Source organism: Streptomyces endocoffeicus (assembly GCF_016741935.1).
Taxonomy (GTDB): domain Bacteria; phylum Actinomycetota; class Actinomycetes; order Streptomycetales; family Streptomycetaceae; genus Streptomyces; species Streptomyces endocoffeicus.
Genome location: NZ_JAERRG010000001.1, coordinates 575,471 through 600,487, shown reverse-complemented (window position 1 = coordinate 600,487; position 25,017 = coordinate 575,471). Strand labels below are relative to the sequence as shown.

The following is a 25,017-nucleotide window of genomic DNA, read 5'->3' as shown; positions in this document are numbered from 1 at the left end:
GTTTCCGGTTCTTCAGTCACCCCGCGATTCCACTGCCGGGGCATAGCGACCGTCCAAGACTTCTTCCGCGCTCTCGATACCGGATGGGTATCGTTGCACCATGGAGCTACGCACGCTGCGCTATTTCGTGGCGGTCGCCGAGGAACTTCACTTCGGCCGGGCCGCCGTCCGGCTGCATATGAGCCAGCCGCCACTGAGCCGGGCGATCAAGCAGCTGGAGACCGAGCTGGGCGCCGCGCTGTTCCACCGGTCGTCCGCCGGTGTCACGCTCACTCCGGTGGGGGCGATGCTGCTCGGTGAGGCGCGCGCTCTGCTCGACCACGCCGACCGGGTACGCGTACGCGTGGCCGCCGCGGCCGGCACCGCGAGCCTCACCGTGGGCATCCTGGGGGACAGCGCCGACCCGGGCGCCACCCGGCTGGCCGGCGCCTACCACCGGCGGCACCCGGGCGTCGAGGTCCACATCCGCGAGACCGACCTGACCGATCCCACCTGCGGGCTGCACGCCGGGCTGGTGGACATCGCCCTGACCCGCGGGCCGTTCGACGAGACCGGCCTGACCGTGCACGAGCTGCGCGCCGACCCGGTGGGCGCGCTGCTGCGCGCCGACGATCCGCTGGCCCGCCGCGACAGCCTGAAACTGGCCGACCTGACGGACCGCCGCTGGTTCCTGTTCCCGGCGGGCACCGACCCCGGCTGGCAGTCGTACTGGAACGGCGGGGAACCCCGCGAGGGCCCCGTGGTGCGCGGCGTCCAGGAATGCCGGCAAGCCGTGCTGTGGAACGGCACGGTCGGCATGACCCTCGTGGACCACGAGCCGCCGGAGGGGCTCACCGTGGTGCCGCTGATCGACATGGAGCCGAGCCGCGTGGTGGTGGCGTGGCACGAGGCCGATACCAACCCCCTGATCCGCTCGTTCGTCGAAATCGCCACCGCCGCCTACCGCGGCGGTGGCGGTGTCACGTCTCGTCCTGCCCCATCCTGACCAGGTGCACGGCCGTGCTCGCCCAGTCACCGGACGGGAGGTCGGGGCGGAATCCGTACTCGGCCAGCACGGTGGCGTGGTGCGCCTCACCGGTGCGGGTGTCGCGGTAGCGGGCGCCGGGGGTGAGCCCGCGCAGCCGTACCGGCGGCCGAGGGACTCCGTGGCGCGGACCGCGCTGCCAGGCCAGCGCCAGGGCCTCGCTGCCGTCCCCGGCGGCGTACTGCACCACGGTCGGCAGCTCGCCGTGCGGCCCGGACAGCCGGTACAGGGCGCCGTGCTGGACGAGGTGGCGCACCCGTTTGTACTCGGCCACCAGCTCGGCGCCCTCGGCGAGTTCCGCCTCGGACCAGCGGGCGAGATCCCCGCCGATGCCCAGCAGCCCGCACATCGCCACATGGAAGCGGAACCTCAACGGCACGGTGCGGGAGGTGAGTTGATTGGGTACATCGGTCACCCACGCGGACATCGTGCGCGCCGGGTGGAGCTGACCGAAGCCGTGCTGGATGACCAGACGGTCGACGGCGTCGGTGTTGTCCGACACCCACGCCTGGTCCGTACGGGTGAGGATGCCCAGATCCACGCGTCCGCCACCGCCGCTGCACGTCTCGACGCGCAGTCCGGCGTGGTCGGCCCGCAGCCGGTCGAGGACGCCGTACAGATTGGCCACATAGCCCGTCCACAGCCGGTCGTGGCCGTCCGGAGTGCCGGGCCACCCGGCCTCGCTGAAGGCGCGGTTCATGTCCCACTTGAGGAAGTCGATGCCGTGGTCGGCGACCAGCCGGGTCAGCCAGCCGTAGGCCCAGTCGGCCACGTCGTCGCGGGCGAAGTTCAGGACGAGTTGGTTGCGCAGCTCGCTGCGGGCCCGGCCGGGGGTGTGCAGGACCCAGTCCGGGTGCTCGCGGTAGAGGTCGCTGTCGGGGTTGACCATCTCCGGCTCCACCCAGATGCCGAAGCGCATGCCCAGGCGGTGCACCGTGTCCGCCAGCGGGCCGAGGCCCAGCGGGAAGCGGTCGCGGGCCGGGGTCCAGTCGCCCAGCCCCGCGTGGTCGCTGCGCCGGGCCCCGAACCAGCCGTCGTCGACCACATACAGCTCCACGCCCAGGGCGGCGGCCCGCTCGGCCAGCGCCTTCTGGTTGGCCTCGGCCACGTCGAAGCCGGTGGCCTCCCAGGAGTTGTAGAGCACGGGCGCCACCTCGCCCCCGTGCGGCAGGACGTGGCGAAGCGTGTACGCGTGCCAGGCCCGGCTCGCCGCGCCGAAACCGCCGTCCGTGCACAGCCCGGCGAACACCGGGGTGGTGAATTCCTCGCCCGGCGCCAGCGGCACGCAGGTGCCCTCGTGGCCGACGCCACCGGTGAAACCGGCGCGTCCGTCCGGTGTGCGCTGCGCGGTGATGCGCCAACTCCCGCTCCAGGCGAGGGCCGCGCCGAAGACCCGGCCGTGCTCCTCGCCGGCGTCGCCCTCGTCCACCATCACCCAAGGACCGGCGTGGTGGCTGGGGATGCCCCGCCGGCTGGTCAGCACGGTCTCCCCGTGCGGCAGCCGCTCGCGGCGCAGCTGACTCTCCGCGGACCACTGCCCGGTGACATGACTGAGCCGGTAGTCCGCCAGCGGCGGCAGGGACCAGGCCGCCGAGTCGGCGCGCGGCAGGCTGACCCGCTGCTCACCGTCGTTGCGCAGCACCGTCCAGCGCTCGATGACATCCGTGTCGTCCCGCACCCGGTAGTTGAGCGCGACGTGCAGCGGATAGCGGCGGTCGCGGAATTCCAGATGGAGTTCGCTGACGCCGTCGGACGGTGTGAGGACGCGGTGCCCGGTCGGCTGCCACTCGAAGCCGCGCGAGCCGTCCGCGTAGCGGACCTGGAGGGACGGCGCGCCGTAGCGCGTGCCGCCGTCGACCGGCAGTTCCTCGCCCACCGCGGGGCGCCCCTCGAAGCTGCTCGCCGCCTCCCCGGCCGGCACGACCAGCTGCTCCGCCTCCCGCGGTGTCAGCCGCGGCCCCCAGGCGAGGTGGCAGGGCGCGCCCGTCTCGTCGATGTGCACGGCGTACGAGGTACGGGGCGTGGTCAGCAGCCAGACCCCGGTGTCCGGGGCATGGGAGATCGTCGGCATCGGGCCTCACGTTCGAAGGACGGCGGGGGAGCGGCGGGTGTCGCGTACGGATGTGGGGCGCTCGGCGAGTGAGAGAAGAGGGTCGCCCAGTAAGCCAACGAGACCTTCGATCACATGTCAACACCCCCGCATGAGTCGGGCTTTGGAAGCGGCGTCGGGGCTCACAGGCAATCCTCAGGAGATTCTTGCTTCTTTCATTGACAGCGGAAAATAAGCGGCCTAGGTTCCGGGCCATGTCCTCGCCCTCCGCTGTCGAGTCGTTCCCGGCGCACACGTCGGCCGCCTCGCAGATCTTCACCACGGTCCTGTCGCAGGGCCCCCTCACCCGCCTGGAAGTGGCGCGGCGGGCGGGGCTGTCGGCCGCGGCCGTCACCAAGGCGGTCCGTCCCCTGATCGAGGCCGGCTACCTGGTGGAGGACGTGGACGAGGACGCGCGCCCGGCACTCGGGCGGCCCGCGAACCTGGTGCGGGTGGACGGCGGCCGTGCGCTGTTCATCGGGGTCAAAGTGACCGGGGACACGATCATCGGTGTGCTCACCGACCTGTGCTGCCGGATCCTCGTCGCCCGGCACATCCCCCTCCCCGCCCGCGGCCCCGAGGCGGTGCTGGGGACGGCCGCGGAACTCGTCCGGGAGCTGCTCATCGAGGCGGACGGCCTCGGCGTGCGCGTCGCGGGCCTGGGCATGGCCGTCTCCGGCGATGTGGACCGCGCCGAGGGCGTGGTGCGCTACTCGCCCTTCCTGGAGTGGCGCGATGTGCCGCTCGCCGAACTCGCCACCATGACCACGGGTCTGCCGGTGACCGTCGACAACGACGTGCGCGCGCTGACCGTGGCCGAGCAGTGGTTCGGGGCGGGTGTGGGACTGTCCGGCTTCGCCGTCGTGACGGTCGGCGCGGGCATCGGCTGCGGTCTCGTGGTCCACGGCAGAGTGGTGGCCGGGGCCCACGGCGTGGCCGGCGAGATCGGACACGTCACCGTCGACCCGGCGGGCCCCCGCTGCCACTGCGGCAACCGTGGCTGTGTGGAGGCCATCGCGAGCGACGACGCCATCGTCCGCCAGGTCCGCGCGGCCACGGGGGTCCAGGTGGCCGACGCGGTCGAGGCCGCCGGACTGGCCCATGACGGCGTCGCCGGCGCACGGGAGATCTACGCACGGGCAGGGGACGCCATCGGCCGCGGTATCGCCACCGTGGCCAATCTGCTCGGCCCCGAACGCGTGATCATCTCCGGCGAGGGCCTCGCCGCCTACGACCTGTTCGCCGACCACATCCGTGACGCCTTCGCCACGGCGGCCTTCGGCTCCGCCGCGCGGTGCGATGTACAGACCCGGCCGCTGCCCTTCGACGAGTGGGCCCGTGGAGCCGCGGCGACCGCCATCCAGTCCTTCATCAGATCAGACGCGAACCAGCGCGGACGAGGAGGAGGACAGCAGCCATGACGCCGCCCGCCTGACACGACCGGGAACACCGTGCCCTCCGCGGCCTCTCCCCGCCCCGCCGCGGACACGGCGACCGCCTCTCCCGCGCGGTCGTCCTCCCCTGACGCTTGACCGCCCCGCCGGGACTCGTCCGGCCACCCCCGCATGCCGCGATCGCGCCGCCATTCCCCCGCCGTCGGATGAGACAAGGGCAACCTCCGCCGCCGCACCCCCGAATCCCGCCGCATCTCCCCGCCACCCCGTTCCCCGGACCACACCCCCAGGAGGCAGACCCATGCGGTCACCCTCGTACCCCGTCATGCCCGTACGCGGTCTGAGATCCCTCGTCGTCCTGGCCCTCGCCGCAGGCCTCGCCACGGCGGCCCCGGCCGCGCGGGCACAGCCCGGCGGCGGCAACGCCACCCCGGCTACCCCGGCGTCCTCGGCCACCGCCGCCGCCAAGCCCTATATGGGCTGGTCCAGTTGGAGCATGCAGTCGTCGAAGTACCCGGGCCTCAACCCGAACGGCGACTACAGCTACCTCACCGAGGCGAACGTCCTCAAGCAGACCGACGCCCTCGCCACCAAGCTCAAGAAGTACGGCTACGAGTACATCAACATCGACGCCGGCTGGTGGCGCGACTACGCGTGGACGCCCGAGTTCGACGAGTACGGCCGGCAGAAGGCCGACCCGGTGCGCTTCCCCAGCGGCATGAAGCCGGTCGCCGACCGCATCCACTCCAAGGGCCTCAAGGCCGGTATCTATCTGCCCGTCGGCCTGGAGAAGGAGGCGTACGGCGGCGGCAAGGTGCCGATCTGGAACGCCGAGGGCTGCACCACCGCCGACATCGTCTACGACGATCTGCGCACCACCAACGGCTGGGACAGCGCGTACAAGATCGACTTTTCCGATCCCTGCGCACAGAAGTACATCGACTCCCAGGCGCGGATGTTCGCCGACTGGGGCTATGACTTCCTCAAGCTCGACGGTGTGGGCCCCGGCTCCTTCAAGAGCGGCGACAACTACGACAACGTCGCCGACGTGGCCGCCTGGCAGAAGGCGATCTCCGCCACCGGCCGCCCGATCCACCTGGAGCTGTCCTGGTCCCTGGACATCGGGCACGCCGACGACTGGAAGAAGCACTCCAACGGCTGGCGCGTCGACACCGACGTCGAGTGCTACTGCAACACGCTCGTCAGCTGGGAGAACTCCGTCGACGACCGCTGGGACGACACCCCGGCCTGGACCCGGCACGCCGGCCCCGGCGGCTGGAACGACCTCGACTCCCTCGATGTGGGCAATGGCGAGATGGACGGCCTGACCAAGGCCGAACGGCAGACCTACGCCACGTTGTGGGCGATCGCCAAGTCCCCGCTCTACACCGGCGACGATGTGACCAAGCTGGACTCCTACGGGCTGTCGCTGCTGACCAACCGCGAGGTCATCGCCGTCAACCAGGGCGACACCCCGCCCGCGCGGCCGGTCACCCCGTCCGACTCCCAGCAGGTGTGGGCCGCGAAGAACCACGACGGCACCTACACGGTCGCCCTGTTCAACCTGGCCGACAGGCCGGCCTCGGTGACCGCCGACTGGTCGACGCTCGGCTTCACCGGCAAGGCCGCGGTCCGGGATCTGTGGAACCACGAGAACATCGGCACCCACAAGAACCGGATCACCCAGGCCCTGCCCGCCCACGGCTCCCGCCTCTTCACGGTCACCCCGCACGGCGACGCGCTCACGTGGACCGGTATCGAGGCCGAGTCCTCCGCGAACACCCTCGGTGGCAACGCCTCCGTGGCCGACTGCGCGGCCTGCTCCGACGGCCACAAGGTCGGCAACCTCTACACCGGGTCCAAGCTGACCGTCAACAACGTCGTCGTGGACAAGGCCGGCACCTACCAGGTCAAGGTGGCCTACGTCAGCGGTGACGCCCGCTCCGCCGATGTCTCGGCCAACGGCGGCGGCGCCATCCGCCACAAGTTCCCCTCGACAGGCGACTGGTCCACCGTCAATAGTGTCCACGTTCCGGTGACGCTCAAGGCCGGCTCCAACACCATCACGTTCGACAGCGGTTCCGGCTACGCACCGGACATCGACCGGATCGACATACCGAAGTCCTCCTGAACACCAAGGGGCCCGGCCCCTCGGCCGGGCCCCTTGCCGATCTGCCGATCTCAGACGCCTGGAGCCGCCATGAACCCCCGCCCGACCGACACCGGCGGAGACCCCGACGGAGACCTCAACCCGGACTCCGGCAGGGACCCCAGCAGACGAACCGCGCTGTCCCTCGCGGCCACGGCCGGACTCACTCTGACCCTCGGCGCCCTGCCCGCCTTCACCGCCTCCGCCGCACCCCGGCGCCCGGCCGACACCCCGCCGCTCACCGGTGCCTCACCCGACGAGCTGTGGTGGCGGGCCCCCGGCGACGAGGGGTCCCTGATCGAGCAGGGCCTGCCGGTCGGCAACGGCCGCCTCGGCGCCCTCGCGAGCAACGACCCCGGCCGCGAGCTGCTGCTGATCACCGACGCCACGATGTGGACCGGCGGCCTCAACGACACCCTCGACGCCGATGGCCAATTCCCCTACGGGCATGGCGACTTCGGCTCGTTCACCCTGCTGGCCCGGCTCACCGTGGACATCCCCGACCACGACCTGTCCGGAGTCAACGGCTACCGCCGCACCCTCGACCTCGCGCAGGGAGTGGTCAGCAGCTCCTACGTCCGCTCCGGCGTCACCTACCGGCGCCAGATCTTCGCCAGCCACCCCGATGACGCGATCGTCCTGCACTTCACACAGAGCGGCGGCGGCCGCTACACCGGCAGCGTTACCCTGGAGGGCACCCACGGCGAAAAGCCCGCGAGCGCGGAGTCGTTCGGCGCGTCCTTCCCCAACGGCCTGCGATACGGCGCGGCGGTCACGGCGTACGGCAGTGGTGGCCGGGTCCACGTCAACGGCACTCGCGTCGACTTCTCCGGCTGCACGGACCTCACCGTGGTGGTCAGCGGCGGCACCAACTACGCGCCCGACGCCGACCGCGGCTACCGCGACCCCACCCTCGACCCCGAGAAGCTGGCCCGTACGAAGGTGCTCGCCGCCGCCCGGCACTCCGCGGACACCCTGCGGCGCACCCACATCGCCGACTACCGCCGCCTGTACGAGCGGTTCACCCTCTCGCTCGGCACCTCCACGGACGCCCAGCGCTCCCTGGACACCTGGCAGCGCCTCGCCACACGCGCCCGGGACGGAGTGCCCGACCCCGAACTGGAGGCGTCCTACCTCCAGTTCAGCCGATATCTCATGATCTCCGGCTCGCGCGACAGCCTCCCCCTGAACCTCCAGGGCCTGTGGCTGGACGGCAACGACCCGGACTGGATGGGCGACTACCACACCGACATCAACATCCAGATGAACTACTGGATGGCCGACCGGGCAGGGCTGTCCCCGTGCTTCGACGCCTTCGCCGACTACTGCCTCGCCCAGCTCCCGTCCTGGGCCAAGCTCACCCACGACCTCTTCAACGACCCGCGCAACCGCTACCGCAACTCCACAGAGAAGGTCGCCGGCTGGACCGTCGCCTTCTCCACCAACATCCACGGCGGAAGCGGCTGGTGGTGGCATCCCGCGAGCAACGCCTGGCTGAGCAACAGCCTGTACGAGCACTACGAGTACACCCAGTCGCGGGCGTATCTGGCGAAGATCTACCCGCTGCTCAAGGGCGCCTGTGAGTTCTGGGAGGCGCGGCTGCTCACCACCACCCTCCCCGGCACCTCCAGGGAGGTGCTGATCGACGACAAGGACTGGTCGCCCGAACACGGCCCGCAGGACGCCAAGGGCATCACCTACGCCCAGGAGCTGGTGTGGGCGCTGTTCGGCAACTTCGCCGCCGCGGCCGCCGAGCTGAAGAAGGACACCGGCTACGCGGACACGATCGCCTCGCTGCGGAAGAAGCTGTACCTGCCGGAGGTGAGCCCGAAGACCGGCTGGCTCCAGGAGTGGATGTCCCCCGACAACCTCGGGGAGACCACCCACCGTCATCTGTCCCCGCTGATCGGCCTGTTCCCCGGCGACCGCATCCGCCCCGACGGCTCCACGCCCCAGGAACTCGTGGACGGAGCCACCGCCCTGCTCACCGCGCGTGGCATGAACAGCTTCGGCTGGGCCAACGCCTGGCGGGCCGCGTGCTGGGCGCGGCTGAAGGACGCCGACACGGCATACCGGCTCGTGGCCAACAACCTCCGCCCGTCCACCGACGGCAGCAACGGCACCGCGTTCAACCTCTTCGACATCTACGAGGTGGAGAAGGGCCGCGGCATCTTCCAGATCGACGCCAACTTCGGCACCCCGGCCGCCATGAGCGAGATGCTGCTGTACTCCCGCCCCGGCCATCTGGAACTGCTCCCCGCCCTGCCCGACGCCTGGGCCGCGTCCGGTTCGGTCACGGGACTGGCCGCGCGAGGCGGCTTTGTCGTCGATCTGCGCTGGGAGCGGGGGGTGCCGACCTCGGTCCGGATCCACAGCGTCGGTGGCCGGACGACGACGGTGGCCCATGGCGGCACCTCCCGCACGGTCCGCCTGGAGCCCGGCGCGTCCGTCACGCTGAAGGGGTTCACCCGATGACGGCTCGCCGCGCCGCCGTCGGTGGCCTGGGCGTCGTACTGCTCGCGGCCGCCGCGCTGCACGCCACACCCGCCGCGGCGGCGGGCGGCCGACACGACGTCGTCACCTGGGCGGCGAGCGCGGATCGGGTAGGAGAGGGGACGCCCGACCGCGGCTATCGGATGGTCGTGCACACCAGCGTCGGCGGAAGCGATCTGCGCATCCGCCTCTCCAACGCCTTCGGCGACCGCCCGCTGACCCTCGACAGCTCTTACGCCGGCGTGCAGAAGTCGGGCGCCGAGTTGGAGCGGGGCAGCAACCGGCGGCTGACCTTCGGCGGCCGGCCCACCGTCACCATCCCGGCGGGCGAGGTGGTGGTCAGCGACGCCCTGCCCGGCAGCCTGCCCGCCGCCACCAACCTGGTCGTCAGCCTCCACACCCCCGACGCGGCCGGTCCGGCGACGGGCCACGGGATGGCGATGCAGACGTCGTACACGACCCGGGGCGACCACACGGGGGAGGAGAGCGCCACGCACTGGACGGACCCCACCGGCTCCTGGTTCTACCTCGACGCCGCCACCGTCCGGACCTCCGCCGCGACCGGTGCCGTGGCCGCGCTCGGCGACTCCATCACCGACGGCTGGCAGTCCACCACCGACCTCAACCGCCGCTGGCCCGACTACCTCGCGCGCCGGTTGCGGCAGGCGGCCACCGATGTCAAGGGAGTGGCGAACGAGGGGATCTCCGGCAACAAGGTCCTCGCCGACGGCGCCGGACAGAGCGCCCTGAACCGGCTCGACCGTGATGTGCTGTCCCTTCCGGGCGTGCGGACCGTGTTCCTCTTCGAGGGAGTCAACGACATCAAGGCGCACACCGGTGTCACCGCCGCGGACATGATCGCCGGATACCGCCGGATCATCGAGCGGGCGCACACGGCCGGCAGGTGCGTGGTCGGTGCCACCGTGGGGCCCTTCAAGGGCTGGAGCGAATGGGACGCGGCCGCCGAGCGGGTACGCCAGGAGGTCAACGCCTTCATTCGCGGCAGCGGTGAGTTCGACGCGGTGACCGACTTCGACCGCGCCCTGCGCAGCCCCTACGACCCCGAGCGCATCCTGCCGTTCTTCGACAACGGAGACCATCTGCACCCCAACGACAAGGGGATGCAGGCGCTGGCCGACGCCATCGACCTCACGAAACTCGACTGCGCCGACGGCCCCTGAGACCCGTTCGACCCGCCGGGCCTGGCGGTCGGATGGCGCGGGGCCACGATCGTGTTCAGGCGCCCGGAGCGCGGCTCCGGGCGCCCGTCTCACTGTTCGCCCGGGCGGCGGGCCGGAGGTGGCGGAGGCAGGGCCGCGCCCGAGGTGAAGCGGCTGGGCCGGAAGTCCTTGAGCAGGGGGGACTCCTTGCCGTAGAGCTCGTCCGCGACCAGGCGGCCGAGCAGCGGGGCCAGGGTGATGCCGCTGTGGGTCGCCACCACAAAGAGCGGAACGTCGGCGGAGGGGAAGCCCGCCACCGTGAAACCGTCGCCCGGCATGGCGCGCCGGCCGACCCGCACCTTCTCCACCACGGTGCCCTCGGCGCCGTTCAGCACCTCGGGCAGGCGGGCCAGCATGGCGGTGGCGATCTCGCCGTCGGGCGCGTACGGCTCGGCGGGGTCCGCCGTCGCGTCCAGGTCCAGGGCCTGGAGCAGCAGCCGACCGCCGCCGTCCGGGCGGACGTTCAGCCGTGGGCCGGTCAGCACACGGGACAGCCGCGCGGCCGCCGGAGCCGTGGTGGCGAGGAAGCCGACCGTGGCCGAGCCCGCGAGATCCGGGTCCGCCATGGGGACGTACGCACCGGCCAGTTGGGCCACTTCCTGTGTCCACCGGCCCGCGCAGCTCACCACCGTGTCCGCCGGGTGGCGGCCGCCGTCGGCGCAGATCACCGTGGCTCCGGTCGTGCCGTGTTCGATCGCGGTCACCCTGGCGCCGCCGACCACTGTCACGCCACGGTCCCTGGCCGCTCCCAGCAGCCGGGACAGCAGCAGCACGGGCAGGGTGTGCGCCTCCTCGGGGAAGAAGGCGAACACGGCGTGGGACGGTGTTGGCGCGAGGTCCGGCTCCAGCTCCCGGGCCTGTTCCGCGGTGATCCACTCCGCCGGGTAGTCGCGGGCCCTCAGCCGTGCCACCCGCCCGGCCAGCACCTCCTTGTGCCGGTCCGTCACCGCCCACTCCAGGTTTCCGGTGGGGAAGAACCACGGCGCGCCGTCCCCGGCCAACTCGTAGTGTGCGCGGATACCGGCGTGGTTGAGCGCGAAGTACGGCTCCGGCTCCTTGTTCGCGCTGTTGATCCAGGCGAACGAGTTCGCGGTGGTGCCCGCTCCGGGGTGATCGGCCTCCAGCACGGTGACCCGGGCGCCACGCGCGGCCAGCTCCGCCGCCACCGCCGCGCCCACCACTCCGGCTCCGATGACCACAACTCGCACGGGAATCCTCCTTGGCACGAAGGTCAGTTCTCGGGGTCGGCCCCGAACAGATGCGCGACGCCGACGACGCGCTCGATGATGACGACGGCCACCGCGGCGAAGAGCACCATCACGGTGCCGACGGCGGTCACGGTCGGGTCGTAGTTGTACTGAAGGTAGTTGAAGATCCGCACCGGCAGGGTCTGCATGTCCGTGGTCACCACGAACAGCGCGATCGTCAGGTCGTCGAAGGATGTGATCAGGGCGAAGAACGCCCCCGCGATCAGCGGCCCGCGCACGGCGGGCAGCGTCACATGCCAGAACACCCGCGGCGCCTTGGCGCCCAGCCCGGCGGCGGCCAGCTCCGCCGACCGGTCGAGCCCGGCGAGCCCGGCCAGCACCAGGCGCACGGTGTACGGGACGGTCAGCACCAGATGCGCCAGCAGCAGGGTGAGCGGGCTGGACGCCATGCCGAGCTGGGCGTACCACTGGAGCAGCCCGATGCCGAGCACGATCGTCGGCACGGCGAACGCACTCGAGAACAGCCTGTCCAGCACCGACTTCCCCGGAAACGGATAGCGGTGGATGGCCAGCCCCGCGGCGAGCCCGAGCGCCGTGGACACCGCGGCCGCTCCCGCCGCCACGCCGATGCTGAGCAGGAACGAGTCCAGGAACTCGGGGCGGTTCAGCAGCTCCGCGTACCAGTGCAGGGTCAGCCCCTTGGGCGGGAAGGTGACGTAGCTGGTCGTGGTGAGCGAGGAGGCGATGGTCACCAGCACGGGCGCCAGCAGGAACAGGCCGACGAGCGCGGCGAACACGGCTCCGAGCAGGCGCCTCGCGCGCCCGCCCGCGCCCGTGGCGATCGGCTCGCCCGCGACCTTGCTGGTCGACCCTTCAGATTCCGCTGCCGTGGTCACGCGAACACCTCCTTGCCGCCACGCCCGCGCAGCAGCCGGGCGTACACGGCTGTCAGAATCGTCGTCACCACGATCAGGACGAAGCCGATCGCCGCCGCGTACGGCCAGTTCAGATTGGACGTCGCCTCGGTGTAGACGAAGTACGGCATCAGCTTCACCGTGGGCCCGCCCAGGATCGCCGGGGTGACGAAGCTGGAGACGGTCAGGCTGAACACGATCAGCGAACCGGCGAGCATCCCCGGCAGGGACAGCGGCACGGTGATCCGCCAGAAACACGTCCAGCCGCTCGCCCCCAGACCCTTGGCCGCGGGTGTGAGGGCCGGGTCGATCCGGTCCAGGCTGCCCATCAGCGGCAGCACCATGTACGCGAGCATCACATGCACCATGCCGACCACGACCGCGGTGTCGTTGTACAGCATCTTCGGCGCGTCCAGGCCCATGGCGTGGAATCCGTCCGCGATCGGCCCCTTCGGCCCGAGCAGCACCAGCCATCCGTACGCCCTGGTCACCATGGAGATGAGCAGTGGCGACAGCAGCACGAGGGAGAGGTAGTTGCGCGCCCTGGGGGAGCGGCCGCGCAGATAGACGGCGAACGGGTAGCCCACGACGAGGCAGCCGAGGGTGGTCAGCGCGCCGATCCACAAGGTGTGCCACAGCACATCCCGGTAGAAGGAGTCCCCGAGGAACCGCGTGTAGTTGTGCAGTGTGGGATCGCCCGCCTGGGTGCGGAAGCTGTTGTACACCAGCATGAACAGCGGTGCGATGAAGAGCAGCGCGAGCACCGCGATGGCGGGGGAGGCCAGCAGCAGACCGGTACGCCACGGGCCGCGTTTCCTGACCGGCCGGGAAACCCCCGGCGCCGGCGCCGGCGCCGAGCCGTCGGGCCTCAGGGGCGTGCCGTCAGCGACGCGTGCTGTGGCTGCCATGCGCAGATCACCTCCTGGCCCAGCGCGGGCACCTCGGAACCGAACGGCAGTGTGGCCTCGACGCGTCCAGCGGCCGTGGCCACGACGCAGCGGACACGGGTGCCGAGGAAACGGGTGGCCTCGACGGTGCCGGGCAGCCCCGGCTCCGCCGCCGTACGGGTGGATGTGCTCACCGAGCGGCCCTGCCCGGACACGGCTTCGGGTGTGGCCAGCACCCGTACGGACTCCGGCCGCACATAGAGCCGTACCGCCTCGCCGTCGCCCGGCGCGGTGCCCACCGGTGTCGCCGTGACGAGGTGGGTGTCACCGATCCGGCAGCGGTGTCCCTCGGCGGCCGCCCCCGCCGCGATCCCGTCGAGCACATTGACCTCGCCGACGAACTGCGCCACGAAGTCCGTGGCCGGGCGCAGATACACGGTCTCGGGGACGTCCAGCTGATGGATCGCCCCCTCGGCCATCACCGCGATCCGGTCCGACACCGCGAGCGCCTCGTCCTGATCGTGGGTGACCAGGACCGTGGTGGTGCCCACCCGGCGCTGGAGGGCGGCGACCTCCTCGCGCAGACGCAGCCTGAGCTGGGCGTCGAGGTTGGAGAACGGCTCGTCGAGCAGCAGCAGATCGGGCTCCACGATCAGCGCCCTGGCCAGGGCCGTGCGCTGCCGCTGCCCGCCGGAGAGCTGGCGCGGGAAGCGCTCGCCCATGCCGTCGAGCCCCACCAGTTCCAGGGCCTCGGCCGCCCTGCGCCGGCGCCGGGCCGCGCCGACCTTGCGCATCCGCAGGCCGAACGCGATGTTCTCCGCCACCGTCATATGGGGGAAGAGGGCGTACGACTGGAACACCATGCCCATGGCCCGCCGGTTCGCCGGGAGCCGGGTGATGTCGCGGCCGTCCACCTCCACCACGCCGGAGTCGGGCAGCAGATGGCCCGCCACCATGTTCAGCGTGGTGCTCTTGCCGCATCCCGACGGGCCGAGCAGGGTGAGGAACTCCCCGGGCTCCATCGTCAGGTCGATGCCACGGACGACCTCCTTGCCGCCGAGGGCCTTGTGGATCCCCTTGAGGACCAGCCGCCCGCGGGTGCTCCCGGCCCGTGTGGCGGTGTCCGTCCCGGTCGGCGCGCTCTCCTTGCCCACGGTGTCCGTCCCCGCGGTCACTTGCTCTCCACCTGCTTGTTCCACTTGTCGGTCCAGGCGGAGCGGTTCTTGTTGATGGTCTTCCAGTCGAGCTTCAGCAGGGAGTCCACCTTGTCGGTGCTGACGACCTTGTTCCTCAGGGCGGGGTCCTCCTTGACGCCCTGGACCACCGAGCCGTCGTAGGTCGCCTTGGCGAGCGCCCGCTGGACGGACGCTTCCAGCAGATGGGCGACGAACTTCTGGGCCAGCTCCTCATGCGGTGCCTTCTTGACCACGTTCGCAGTGGTCACCAGGCCGATCGCACCGTCCTCGGGGTAGACGAACTCGATCGGGAAGTCCTGCTCCGCCAGCGTCGAGGTCCGCGACACCCCCCACACCGAGGCGGCGGCCTGGCCCTGGAGGAAGTAGTTGGACACATCGGCGGTGGTGTCGAACGTCGCCGCGTTCTTGGCGATCTTCTTGACCGCCGTGAGACCGGGGTCGACATCCTCCTCCGAGCCGCCGTTCGCCTTGGCCGCGCCGACCAGCAGCCCCACCCCATAGGTGTTGGTGATCGAGGGGAGGACCACCTTGTCCCTGAGCTTGGGGTTGGCCAGATCCTCCCAGGTGGTGGGCTTGGGGATGCCATGATCCTCGAACCACTCGGGGTTGTAGGCGATGCCCGTGGCGGTCAGCCCGAACCCCACCCCCGAGTCGTTCTCCATCCGGGCGATCTTCACCACATCGTCCACCGGCACCACCTTGGTGTCGATCGACGCGAGCAGCCCGGCCTCCAGCGCCTGCGCCTGGGGACCGTCGTCCACCAGCGCCACGTCGATCTGCGGATTGGCGCGCTGCGCCTTGAGCTTGGCGACGGTGTCGGTGGAGGAGCCGGGGATGTAGGTGACCTTGCAGCCGCAGCTCTTCTCGAACGCGGGCAGGACCGAGTCGCGGAACGCCGTCTCGAACGAGCCGCCGTAGCCGGCCACCACCAGGGCGCCTCCCTTGCCGCCACCGGCGGAGGGGTTGGGGGCGCCGCAGCCGGTGGCGGCGACGGTGAGCGCCAGGGCACTGGTCACGGCACACAGGGTGGGCAGGGCTGATCGGGGGGATGGCATGGCTACCTCCTGCGATAAGAGATGGAAGTGCCGTTCCCGCGACCGGAGGAGGCGGGAGGGAAGGGGGAAACGAGGGGCGACCGGGGAGGGAGGGAGAGGAAGCGGGGAAACGGTTCGGTGGCGAAGCGAACAGGGGTCAGCGGCCTTGGAGAGAGGTCTCCACATAGAAGCGGGAGGTGTCGGTCGGCAGGATCATTTCGAGGTGTTCGACCACCTCGTCGTTCTCCGCCCAGGTAGTGCGCAGCCAGCGGAAGACCGCGGTACCCGGCTTCAGGCCGAAGAGCTCGGCGTGCTCCTCGTCCAGGGAGTACGGCTCCACGTAGAGCCGCGAGCGCCGCAGTGACACGCCGCGGTCGCGGAGGTACATATGGCTCGTGATGGTGACCAGATCCTGGTCGAGCAGGTCGGGGGCGAATCGGAAGGGCAGCACGGCGAGCTCCGTGCCGGTCACGCGGCCGCCGTCGGGACTGAGCTTGTGGCGATCGAGCTGTACGACGGCGTCGTTGTCGTCCAGGCCCGGCAGCCGCAGCGCCGCGCCGCCCGCGGGCAGGACCTTGGCGCTGATCACCCGGTGGTCGCCGTGGGCCTCGGGCCCGCTGGTCAGCACGCCCGCGGCGCGGAGCAGATTCTCCTCATCGGTGGTCTGTGCGACGAACGTGCCGTGCCTGCGGTACCGGACGACCAGCCCGGCGTCCACGAGCTCGCGCAGCGCGCGCTGCACGGTGATCCGCGAGACACCGAACCGTTCTCCGAGCTCGGCCTCGGTGGGCACCCGGGTCCCCGGCTGCCACCGGCCGCCCCGGATGTTGCCCTCCAGCTCCCGGCGGATCTGCTCGTACAGCGGGAGGTCACGTTCGGCCATGCGAAGAGAGTGATCTCACCCAATTGATATGTCAATACGTTGGATGGATGTGACTCACGGCCGTAACGCATCACTCGGGCCCGGAAGCTGGATGTGTCATCCGTGGCTCAGCGCGTGGGGCGCCGCCCGCGGCAGGGGAATGCCCTGGAACACGCCGTCCGGGTCGACGGTCTCCTTGATCGCGAGCAGCCGGGCGGTGTTGCCGCCGTAGGCGTAGGGGATCTGGTCGGTGGCCTCGGGCCCCAGCGAGTTCGCGTAGCCGCCGGCGAAGGCATGCGGCTCCAGCGCCGCCGAGACGGCATCGGCCCAGGCGGCGTGCCGGCCGCTGTCCTTCTCCGGCGGCCACACGGCGATGACCTCGGCCATCATGTGCGGCTTGCGCAACGCGAACGCCGTCTCCGACCACGGGACGCGGGCGGCCGCTCCGTGGAAGTGGTGCAGGGAGAAGGCCGACAGGGGCGACGTCATCGTCTTGGCCCCCTGCACCAGGGCGTCCACCACCGCGGGGGTGTGGCGGGGGAGGGAACGCGTGCGGATGGTGACGTACCGCCCGTCCGGGAACATCGTGTCCCGTGCGGCTATCGCGGCCGCGAACGAACCGGTCTCGAACTCGGCCACGGCGGCGGTGCCCAGGCGCGTCAGCCGCTGTACCGGACCGGCCGGATCCGTGCCGACGACCGGCTCGCCGGACCAGGTAGGCCACAGCGTGGCCATGGGCTTCCCCTGGGGGCCGTTGATGACCCCGGTCTGGACCGTCAACGCGTCCAGGCAGTCCGACAGGACGTCCTCCAGCCGGGCGAAGACCTTCGGGGCCTGCCGCAGCGAATACAACACCATCCCCGTGACCACGGCGGGCACCGCGTGCAGACGGATCTCCATGGACGTCACCACGCCGAAGTTGCCACCTCCGCCGCGCAGCGCCCAGAACAGGTCCGGCTCATGCTCGGCGTCGGTCCAGACGACGGATCCGTCGGCCAGCACCACCTCGGCACCCGTCAAGTTGTCGGCGGCGAGCCCGAATCGGCCGCCCAACGGGCCGTATCCACCGCCCAGGGTCAGCCCGGCCATGCCCACGGTGCCGATGGTGCCGGTGGCGGCGACCAATCCGTACCGGTCGGCGGCGGCGAGCACACGGTTCGCCCTGGCCCCTCCGGCAACCGTCGCCCGACGGGCCCCCACATCGATGCGCACCGAGCACATCGGGGTCAGATCCAGCGTCAGCCCATCGCGCACGCCCCGCCCAGTCATGGCCTCCGCTCCGTACCGACAGCGGCAGACCGAACTCACGAGCCGTCCGGACTCCTGCCCGCACCTCGGCGGTCGATGTGCAGCGCAGCAGAATCGCGGGCCTGGACGCGACCGCGCCGTTCCACAGCGCGGTACCCGCCGCGTACTCGGGACCCCCGGTGATGACCCGATCGGCAGGCAGGAGCCTCTTGAGTTCCGCTACCGCCCGCTGCCGAGTCGGTGAGTCGACTGTCATGCCTTGCTCCATCGGTACATGTGGTACATCGATATGCGGTCACAGGCGGAGAATGCCGTCCGCGGCGAGCGACGCGTGATACGCGAATTCCCAGAAGTCCATATGTCCGATGGCCAGGTTCACATGCATCAGATTGACTTCCGGGGGCAGCAGGCGGAACTCGCGGGGGAGCTCCATGTCTCCCTCCTCCAGCTCCTGGCTTCCGGTCGACACCGCGAGCAGGGTGTGCTCGCCCCTCATGGCGGCGGCATCGGCCAGGAACACGACCTCGAGCGCTGGTTCGGCGGCGGCAGCGGAGAGCACGTCATCCGGACTCGCCCCGGCGAACGCACGGTTGTCGACCAGGTAGGTGCGCACCTCGAACCCGTTCTGGTCGGGCTGACCGAGCAGGTCGACGACGGCCCGCCATGCTTCGTCGTCCGAATGGTCCGTGCGTATGACAAGGGCCTCGGATTCGAAATCGTGACGCGTGAAATCGATGGCCGGGAGCATGGAGGAATTGGGCATGGGGAATCCTCTAGTTACTTTCTGGTGAGAACCGCAGGAGCGTGACCGAGTGTGCCGGGAACGTCCAGTTCAGGGAGTCGCCCTTTGCCGTGGCGCGGGACTTTTTGATCGTGACGGCGTCGGGGCGTTCGTCGTCGTTGAAGTCGTCGTAGGACCTGCCCGCCACCGCGGACACGTCGACCGAACCGGCATGCCGGAACCCCCCTAGGTCAACCCGGGACTTGACGTCGTCGTCAGGTGAGCGGTTGACGACGAGGACGCTGAGCGTCCCATTCTTGTCGACGGTGGCATTCGTCACCAGCGTTTCGTAGGACGAGCCCAGCGGTGTCTCGCGGGTGGAGACCTCGGCGTTGCTCTTCACTTCGCTGGCCACGACATGTCCGCCGCCGTGGAAGAAGCCGCTCAGCTGCTCGCGCACGATCGCGTCGGGGGTGCGCACGAAGCTGGGCGCGCCGCCGAAGAGTGTCCGTGACGGTCCCGGCTTCTCCCCGATCAGGCCGTTGCCCGTGGTCCAGCGGACGCCGAGGTCGGCGAACCGGGCCCACTGCGATGCCATGTAGAGCGCGTGCGACATGGCGTAGGAGTACTCGCGATATTCCTCGGCGCCCTGGTTCTTCCCGAAGAAGAGCGCGCCGCACTCGGACACGGCGACGTAAGCGCCTTCCTTGCCGTGTTTCTGTACCAGTGCGGTGAGGTCGGAGACCATCTTGGCGGCGGCCGCGTCCCCGAGCATCTGGTAGTCGTGTCCGGCCCGTTTGTCCGGGAAGCTGGTGGCTTTGAGGTCCCGCTGGAAGTTGGTGTAGGGGTGGATGGCCATGCCGTCGTACTTGTCGGCGTGGCCGTGTTCGGCGAGGAGCTCGGGGAAGCTCTTCCCGCCCGCGAGCTTTCCGGCCTCGATGGGCGCCCAGACGGCAAGAACCGACGCGGATGGTCTGGGTCTTGGGGATGACGGGTGGGTACCGGACGGTGAAGGTCTGGTGGGGTTCGCCGTTGCTGACGGCGGCGGAGGGTCGGTGGTCGGTGGGGGTTCCGACGTGCTGGTGCTTTTGCCGTTGTGTGCCGCCGAAGGCGTACTGTCGCATGGCTTTGTCGTCATCGGCGCTCATCCAGTAGCGCTGGTGCTTGCCGAACAGTTCGTTGCCGATTTCCCAGTGGCGCACGCCGTAGGGCTCGGGGTGGCCGTTCTGCGCTCGGAGGTCGCCCCACTTCGTGCCCTGTGGTGCGTTCATGTACGCCACCCAGTCGGCGATCTCCTGCGGGGTCGAGTTGGCGAACGGCGCCATGATCTCCGGTGTGGCGCCGATCTGCCGGATGAAGGCCATGTACTCGTCCGGCCCGAACCGGCTGTCGACGGTGGCGCCCTGCTTTCCCTCGACCTGGTGGGTTCGGTCCGCTTGCGGACCTATGGCGCCCTTCCAGTTGAAGAGGTTGGAGGAGGTGCCGCCGGGGTACCGGCTCATCCCGATCCCCGACTTCTTGATCTTTGCGACGATGCCCGGGGCGGGGCGGTTGTGCTTGGAGTCCCACATTCCGTAGGCGTCGTCGTACCACTTGGCCCCGTTCACCCCGGTCATGTACGGGCTCACCTTGAACGATCTCCGCTGGGCGTCGATGGCGACGACCGGCACGCCATCCGAGCCGCTTGACTTCGTCAGGTCCTCTGGGGTGCACCCGGTGCCCATGGCACCGGCCGCCACCGCGGCCGCGCTGTACAGGAAGTGGCGCCGACCTATCCCACTCATGTTCGCTCTCGCTCCTTCCAGCGGATGTGTGACGCAACCGCCTGTGAGCTGTGGCGTCTCCACCGATAGGAACTTAAAAGATGTCTTTGTGGGATTCTTGTGAGACGTGTGCCGGGCCTAGACGGTGTCCTCGGACACGGCCTTCGGGGCGAGCTCGTGCGCGGTGATCGTGGGGCGTGGCTCACCGGAGTCCACGATGCGCCGCACCAGTCGCCGCCTCAGCTCCACCAGGACGTCCTCATAGGCCGGGTCGGCCACGAGGTTCATCAACTCGTCGGGGTCGGAGTGCAGGTCATAGAGGTAGGCGTCCTGATACCGCTCGGCGCGCGGATCGTTCCAGGCGTCGGCGTCCGGCGCGGTCGCGGCGTACTTCCAGCGGTCGGTCCGCAGCCCTCGCCCGACCTCCGATTCGCTGATCTGGAAGAGCACTTCTTGTGGCCACTCGCCGTCTTCGCCGTCCCCGCTGTCTCTGCCGTCTCCGCCGTGGAGCAGCGGCAGCAGGGAACGTCCCTGCATCTCCGGTGGCACGGGTACGTCGGCCGCCCGCAACAGCGTGGGCGGCAGGTCGACATGGCTGACCAGCTCCGGCAGCCGCACACCGCCCCGCAGCCCCGGCCCCCGCAGCACGGTGGGCACGCGGAGGGAGGCGTCGTGCACACTGCGCTTGTACTCGTCGTTGCGGGTCTTGAAGTGGCAGCCGTGGTCGGAGGTGAAGAGGATGACGGTCTCGTCCAGCTCCCCACGCCGCTCCAGTGCGGAGACGATACGCCCGAGCACCTCGTCCAGTCGGCGCACCATTCCGTAGTAACCGGGCAGGTGCTCCGCCCAGTTGCCGCCGCCGAGAGCGGCGAGGTCGGATGGCACCCAGGGTGTGGCGTAGCGGTCGCGATAGCCCGTCGGGGCGGGGTAGTCGTCGCGGGAGTTCTGGTGGTGGGGCTCCAGGAAGGACAGGAAGAGGAAGAACGGCCGGTCGCGGTCGCGGTCGTGGCCGTGGTCCCGGTCCCGGCCCCGGTCGATGAAGTCGATCGCGGCGGTGCCGAGCGCGTCGGCGCGGTAGCCCTCGAACTGGTGCGGGGCGCCGTCGCCGTCGTACAGCGTGGTCTCGTAGGCGTCCGAGGTGAATTCCAGCAGGTTGGCGGCGAGCCAGTGGTCGTATCCGGCCCGGTCCTCCTCCGGTACCGGCCCGGATGTGTGATCGCCCGCGAGATGCCACTTGCCGATGTAGCCGGTGGCGTAGCCCGCGTCCCGGAAGGAGCGGGCCAGCGACGGGGTGTCCCGGGGGAGGGGAAGACCGTTGCGGAAGACGCCGGTGGTGGTCGGGTACTGCCCGGTCTGGAGACTGGCGCGGGAGGGCGCGCACACGGGCTGACAGGTGAAGGAGCGGTCCACGCTCACCCCCTCCGCGGCAAGGCGGTCGAGGACCGGGGTGAGCCCGAGGGGGTTCCCGTGCAGACCGGTCGTGTCCCAGCGCTGTTGATCGGTGAAGAAGACGAGGACGTTCGGACGCCGCGTGGACGTGGCGGGGCCGGAGGGGGAAGCGCTGGGGGTCATGGGTGCGTGGCCCTCCTGTCGGTGGCGAGGTGGCCGACCGATCTGCTGCGGTCGGCCGTCCTGAAGCGGCCGGGGTTCACCGGATGCGCCGTACGGGTTGAGCGTCCGCGGCTGAGCTGCTGTCGGTGTTTTTATGAAAGCATTTTATTTAAGGCGTGCGCTAGACTTCCAGGCTGCGCGCGCCGAGGTCAAGATCTCGTGCTCGTCAAGGTCCTCAGCGCGCAGCAGGAGAGGAGCGCCGCAGCAGATGCCGGGGGATATCGCCACATCCGCCCTGGCCAGGAGGATCAACGCCGCCCGCATCCTGGCGAAACTGCGGGAGCGCCCCCCGGAGCGGGCGGAGATGTCCTCCGGAGACTTGGTGGACGCCACGGGCATGTCGCGGCCCACCGTGCACGCCGCCGCGCACCACCTCGTCGAGCTCGGCTGGGTCCGGGAGACCACCGATCGCGTCGACGGACGTCTCTCCGGACGCGGTCGGCCGTCGCGCGTCTTCTCCTTCGTGGCGAACGCCGGCCATGTCCTGGGCATCGACATCGGCGCGCACAGCGTCCGCGTCGTCGTGGCCGATCTGCGTGGCGTCTTCGTCGCCGAGGCACGGATCGCGTTCGGCGACCCCTCGGTCGGCCCGGAGCGGCGCATCACACAGGTGCGGAAGCTCGCCGTCGAGGTGGTGCGGACGGCCGGTCTGCGCGATGAGCAGGTGCTGGCGGTCTGTGTCGGCACCAGCGGTCCCGTCGACGCCGACGGTGTCGTACAGCAGCGCACCGGCATCCCCGGGTTCCTCGGGGTCGATCTGCGCGCCGCGCTGGCCCGCGACTTCTCCGCACAGGTGTGCGTGGAGAACGACTGCAATCTGGCCCTGATCGGCGAGCGCTGGCGGGGTCGCGCGGGCGCCTCCCAGGACATCGTCTGTCTGCTGGCGGGGGAGAGGCTGGGGGTGGGCATGTGCACCGGCGGCACCCTCGTACGCGGCCAGGCGAACAGTGCCCGGGACCTCGGTTTCCTGTCCCTGATGGGCGACTACTCCCGCGACGACGGCATCGCGAGGACGGTCCGCCGGCGAGGGGCGTCTTTGGTCGCCGAGGTGGCGGCTCGTGACACACCACCGCTCCCCGGCACACCGGGCGCCGAGCTCCGCGCACTGACCGACGGCGACCCGCGCCGGGTGAGCGCGAGTGATGTCTTCGAGGCCGTCCGCCGGGGCGACCTCGGCGCCGCCGGGGCCCTGGAGGAGGGGCTGGAGGCGGCCGCCCGCGCGATCGCCACGCTGACCATGCTGCTCGCCCCCGAACTGGTGGTGATCACCGGCGCCGTCGCGGCGGCGGAAGACGTTCTGCTCCCGCCGCTGCGACGCCGGCTGACCGAGCTCGTCCCGCGCGTGCCTCGCGTCGAAGCCTCGCCCCTGCGCGAGCAAGCCGTGGTCACCGGTGCCGTACGCCTCGCCCTCGACATCGCCGAGACGGACTTCCTCGACCCACTCGCCCCCGCTCCTGCGGCCTGACTCCCTCCGGCCGGGGGACCTCACTCCACCTCGGTCCCGACCTCGGCCCCGCGCGTCCTGGCCTTTGACCTCCCGGAGGTTTCGGTTGCAAGGTCAGCCCAGCAGAGTTAAATAAACTACTCTGATTTAAATGGGCAACCCGGTAGGAGCCAGCGTGACCGGACAACGTGGTCAGGGACAACGTCGTCAGCCAGCACGCCGCACGGTCCTCGCCGCGGGACTCTCACTCGGGGCGGGCCTGCTGAACACCGCCTGCCGCAGTGCCGTCGCGGAACAGCAAGGATCCGGAGGCGGGCCGCGGCACGGCGGCACCCTGCACATGGTCCAGGGCACGGACATCCTGCCCGCCTTCCTGCTGTCGCAGATCAACCCCAACTTCTCGGTGAGCCGCACCGTCTTCAACACGCTGACCGAGTTGGACCACAGGACTCTGCGGCCCAGGCCGTCGCTCGCGAAGAGCTGGCGGGTATCGGACGGCGGACGGACCTATGTCTTCCAGCTGCGCGACGATGTGACGTTCCACTCGGGCCGTCCCTTCGGACCTGACGATGTCGTGTTCGTCCTGGACCATCTGACGAAGGACACCACCAGCTCCCAGGTCAAGGCCGTGGCCCAGCAGGTGACTTCGGCCGAGCGGACCGGCGGTCACGAGGTCACGGTGGGTTTCGGCAAGGCCGTCAGCAATGTGTGGGACATGTTCGAGATGATGGTCCTGATCGACCGGGAGTCGGTGACCGACCTCGCCTCGGGACGCGAGATCATCGGCGCCGGGCCGTTCACCGTCGAGTCCTACCAGCCGGGCTCGTCCATCTCGCTGAAACGCAACCGCCACTACTGGAAGCCCGGCCGTCCCTACCTCGATGGGATCGAGATCGCGATCGCCGCGCAGTCGTCGTCCGCCGTGGCCTCCCTGCGCTCCGGGCAGACACATCTGGCCCTCGATCTGTCGCCGCTCGACGCCGCCGGTATCCGCGACCGGCCGGGGTTCCGCCTCGTGCAGTCCGACGCCCACGACCTCACCTATTACATCGGGGCCAACGTCGAGGTCCCCCCGCTGGACAAGGTCGAGGTACGGCAGGCAGTGGCCTGGGCGATCGACCGGAAACGGGTCCTCGCCCAGGCGCTGGGCGGGATCGGCCGCCCGAGCAGCCTGCCGTGGTCACCCGGAACGGCCGCCTGGGACCCCGATCGGGCGGCGGCCTACACACTCAACCCGGAGAAGGCGAAACGTCTGCTGCGACAGTCCGGCGCGGCCGACGCCAAGGTTGACCTGTACTACAGCAACACACTGGCGACCAACGCCGCGATCGCCCAGATCGTGCAGGCGAACCTCGAGGACGTCGGCCTCACCTGCCGACTGCAGCCCAAACAGGACGCCGAATACCAGAAGATGTTCGTCAGCGGGAAGATCCCCGGCCTGTTCGTCAACGGCCACGGCTTCGGGCAGCTGACTCCGTCGACGCTCGTCAAAGGCTCCTGGCCGTTCAACGCCCAGCAGAACGCGTCCAACTTCCGAGATCCCGAGTACAGCCGCCTGGCCGATGAGATCTGGACCGGCGAGGGCGACGCCCTGACCGCCGCCTACCGGGATCTCAACCAGCTCTTCCTCAAGCAGCAGTTCGTCATCGACCTGATCAACAGCACCCATACGTATGCCATTCAGGCGTCGCTCAAAGGTCTGGCCTGGACCATGTACGACGGCATCGACCTCGACCATGCCTACCTGGCATGAGGAGGAC

18 protein-coding genes and 1 pseudogene are annotated in these 25,017 nt (G+C 70.3%); 7 read left to right on the top strand and 12 right to left on the bottom strand.

Annotated features, from left to right (window positions below; all coding sequences use genetic code 11):
- Positions 1-100: 100 nt before the first annotated feature.
- Positions 101-985 carry a LysR family transcriptional regulator gene (locus JK364_RS02655; RefSeq protein WP_201847065.1) on the top strand — a complete coding sequence of 295 codons (885 nt, stop codon included), beginning with the start codon at positions 101-103 and terminating at the stop codon, positions 983-985.
- Here JK364_RS02655 and JK364_RS02650 read toward each other — a convergent pair.
- Positions 960-3,095, bottom strand: coding sequence for an alpha-galactosidase (locus tag JK364_RS02650; RefSeq protein WP_201847063.1), 2,136 nt, complete (start codon positions 3,093-3,095; stop codon positions 960-962). The genes JK364_RS02655 and JK364_RS02650 overlap by 26 nt on opposite strands.
- Positions 3,096-3,328: 233 nt before the next feature.
- Here JK364_RS02650 and JK364_RS02645 point away from each other — a divergent pair, with 233 nt between their 5' ends.
- From JK364_RS02645 to JK364_RS02630, 4 genes are all read left to right on the top strand, one after another.
- Positions 3,329-4,534: an ROK family transcriptional regulator gene (locus JK364_RS02645; RefSeq protein WP_201847061.1), complete on the top strand. Its 1,206-nt coding sequence runs from the start codon at positions 3,329-3,331 to the stop codon at positions 4,532-4,534.
- Between the two features lie 274 nt (positions 4,535-4,808).
- Positions 4,809-6,638, top strand: coding sequence for an alpha-galactosidase D (locus JK364_RS02640; protein WP_201847059.1), 1,830 nt, complete (start codon positions 4,809-4,811; stop codon positions 6,636-6,638).
- Positions 6,639-6,707: 69 nt separating this feature from the next.
- On the top strand, positions 6,708-9,131 hold the full coding sequence (locus JK364_RS02635) for a glycosyl hydrolase family 95 catalytic domain-containing protein (protein ID WP_230991275.1): 2,424 nt from the start codon (positions 6,708-6,710) through the stop codon (positions 9,129-9,131).
- Positions 9,128-10,330, top strand: a complete 1,203-nt coding sequence (locus JK364_RS02630) for an SGNH/GDSL hydrolase family protein (protein WP_201847057.1) — start codon at positions 9,128-9,130, stop codon at positions 10,328-10,330. Before JK364_RS02635 ends, JK364_RS02630 begins: the two co-directional genes overlap by 4 nt.
- 89 nt (positions 10,331-10,419) lie before the next feature.
- On the opposite strand, the gene JK364_RS02625 is transcribed toward JK364_RS02630, so the two are convergent.
- From JK364_RS02625 to JK364_RS02575, 11 genes and pseudogenes are all read right to left on the bottom strand, one after another.
- Positions 10,420-11,577 carry an NAD(P)/FAD-dependent oxidoreductase gene (locus tag JK364_RS02625; RefSeq protein ID WP_201847055.1) on the bottom strand — a complete coding sequence of 386 codons (1,158 nt, stop codon included), beginning with the start codon at positions 11,575-11,577 and terminating at the stop codon, positions 10,420-10,422.
- Between the two features lie 23 nt (positions 11,578-11,600).
- Positions 11,601-12,473, bottom strand: a complete 873-nt coding sequence (locus tag JK364_RS55010) for an ABC transporter permease (RefSeq protein ID WP_201847052.1) — start codon at positions 12,471-12,473, stop codon at positions 11,601-11,603.
- Entirely contained in the window at positions 12,470-13,399 is a 930-nt protein-coding gene (locus tag JK364_RS02615) for an ABC transporter permease (RefSeq protein WP_201847050.1), read from the bottom strand. Before JK364_RS02615 ends, JK364_RS55010 begins: the two co-directional genes overlap by 4 nt.
- Positions 13,360-14,553: an ABC transporter ATP-binding protein gene (locus JK364_RS02610; RefSeq protein ID WP_201847048.1), complete on the bottom strand. Its 1,194-nt coding sequence runs from the start codon at positions 14,551-14,553 to the stop codon at positions 13,360-13,362. The genes JK364_RS02615 and JK364_RS02610 overlap by 40 nt, the downstream gene beginning before the upstream one ends.
- The gene (locus tag JK364_RS02605) at positions 14,550-15,590 is read right to left on the bottom strand and encodes an ABC transporter substrate-binding protein (protein WP_201847046.1); all 1,041 of its coding nucleotides are present in this window, start codon (positions 15,588-15,590) and stop codon (positions 14,550-14,552) included. Before JK364_RS02605 ends, JK364_RS02610 begins: the two co-directional genes overlap by 4 nt.
- Before the next feature lie 175 nt (positions 15,591-15,765).
- Positions 15,766-16,491, bottom strand: a complete 726-nt coding sequence (locus JK364_RS02600) for a GntR family transcriptional regulator (protein ID WP_201847044.1) — start codon at positions 16,489-16,491, stop codon at positions 15,766-15,768.
- Between the two features lie 96 nt (positions 16,492-16,587).
- Positions 16,588-17,739 (bottom strand): FAD-binding oxidoreductase, encoded by a 1,152-nt coding sequence (locus JK364_RS02595; protein ID WP_230991273.1) that lies wholly within the window; start codon positions 17,737-17,739, stop codon positions 16,588-16,590.
- 274 nt (positions 17,740-18,013) lie between these two features.
- Complete coding sequence (locus tag JK364_RS02590; protein WP_201847043.1) at positions 18,014-18,481, bottom strand: DUF6924 domain-containing protein; 468 nt, start codon at positions 18,479-18,481, stop codon at positions 18,014-18,016.
- Positions 18,482-18,491: 10 nt separating this feature from the next.
- Positions 18,492-19,298, bottom strand: a complete 807-nt coding sequence (locus tag JK364_RS02585) for an alpha-L-arabinofuranosidase C-terminal domain-containing protein (protein ID WP_201847041.1) — start codon at positions 19,296-19,298, stop codon at positions 18,492-18,494.
- 352 nt (positions 19,299-19,650) lie between these two features.
- Positions 19,651-19,941, bottom strand: a pseudogene (locus tag JK364_RS58575) (alpha-L-arabinofuranosidase family protein); the annotation flags it as partial.
- 399 nt (positions 19,942-20,340) lie between these two features.
- The gene (locus JK364_RS02575) at positions 20,341-21,774 is read right to left on the bottom strand and encodes a sulfatase family protein (RefSeq protein WP_201847037.1); all 1,434 of its coding nucleotides are present in this window, start codon (positions 21,772-21,774) and stop codon (positions 20,341-20,343) included.
- A 247-nt stretch (positions 21,775-22,021) separates the two neighbouring features.
- On the opposite strand from JK364_RS02575, the gene JK364_RS02570 reads away from it, so the two are divergent.
- Both JK364_RS02570 and JK364_RS02565 read left to right on the top strand, forming a co-directional pair.
- On the top strand, positions 22,022-23,278 hold the full coding sequence (locus JK364_RS02570; protein ID WP_201847035.1) for an ROK family transcriptional regulator: 1,257 nt from the start codon (positions 22,022-22,024) through the stop codon (positions 23,276-23,278).
- A 154-nt stretch (positions 23,279-23,432) separates the two neighbouring features.
- Positions 23,433-25,010, top strand: a complete 1,578-nt coding sequence (locus JK364_RS02565) for an ABC transporter substrate-binding protein (protein ID WP_201847033.1) — start codon at positions 23,433-23,435, stop codon at positions 25,008-25,010.
- The last annotated feature ends 7 nt before the right edge of the window (positions 25,011-25,017 follow it).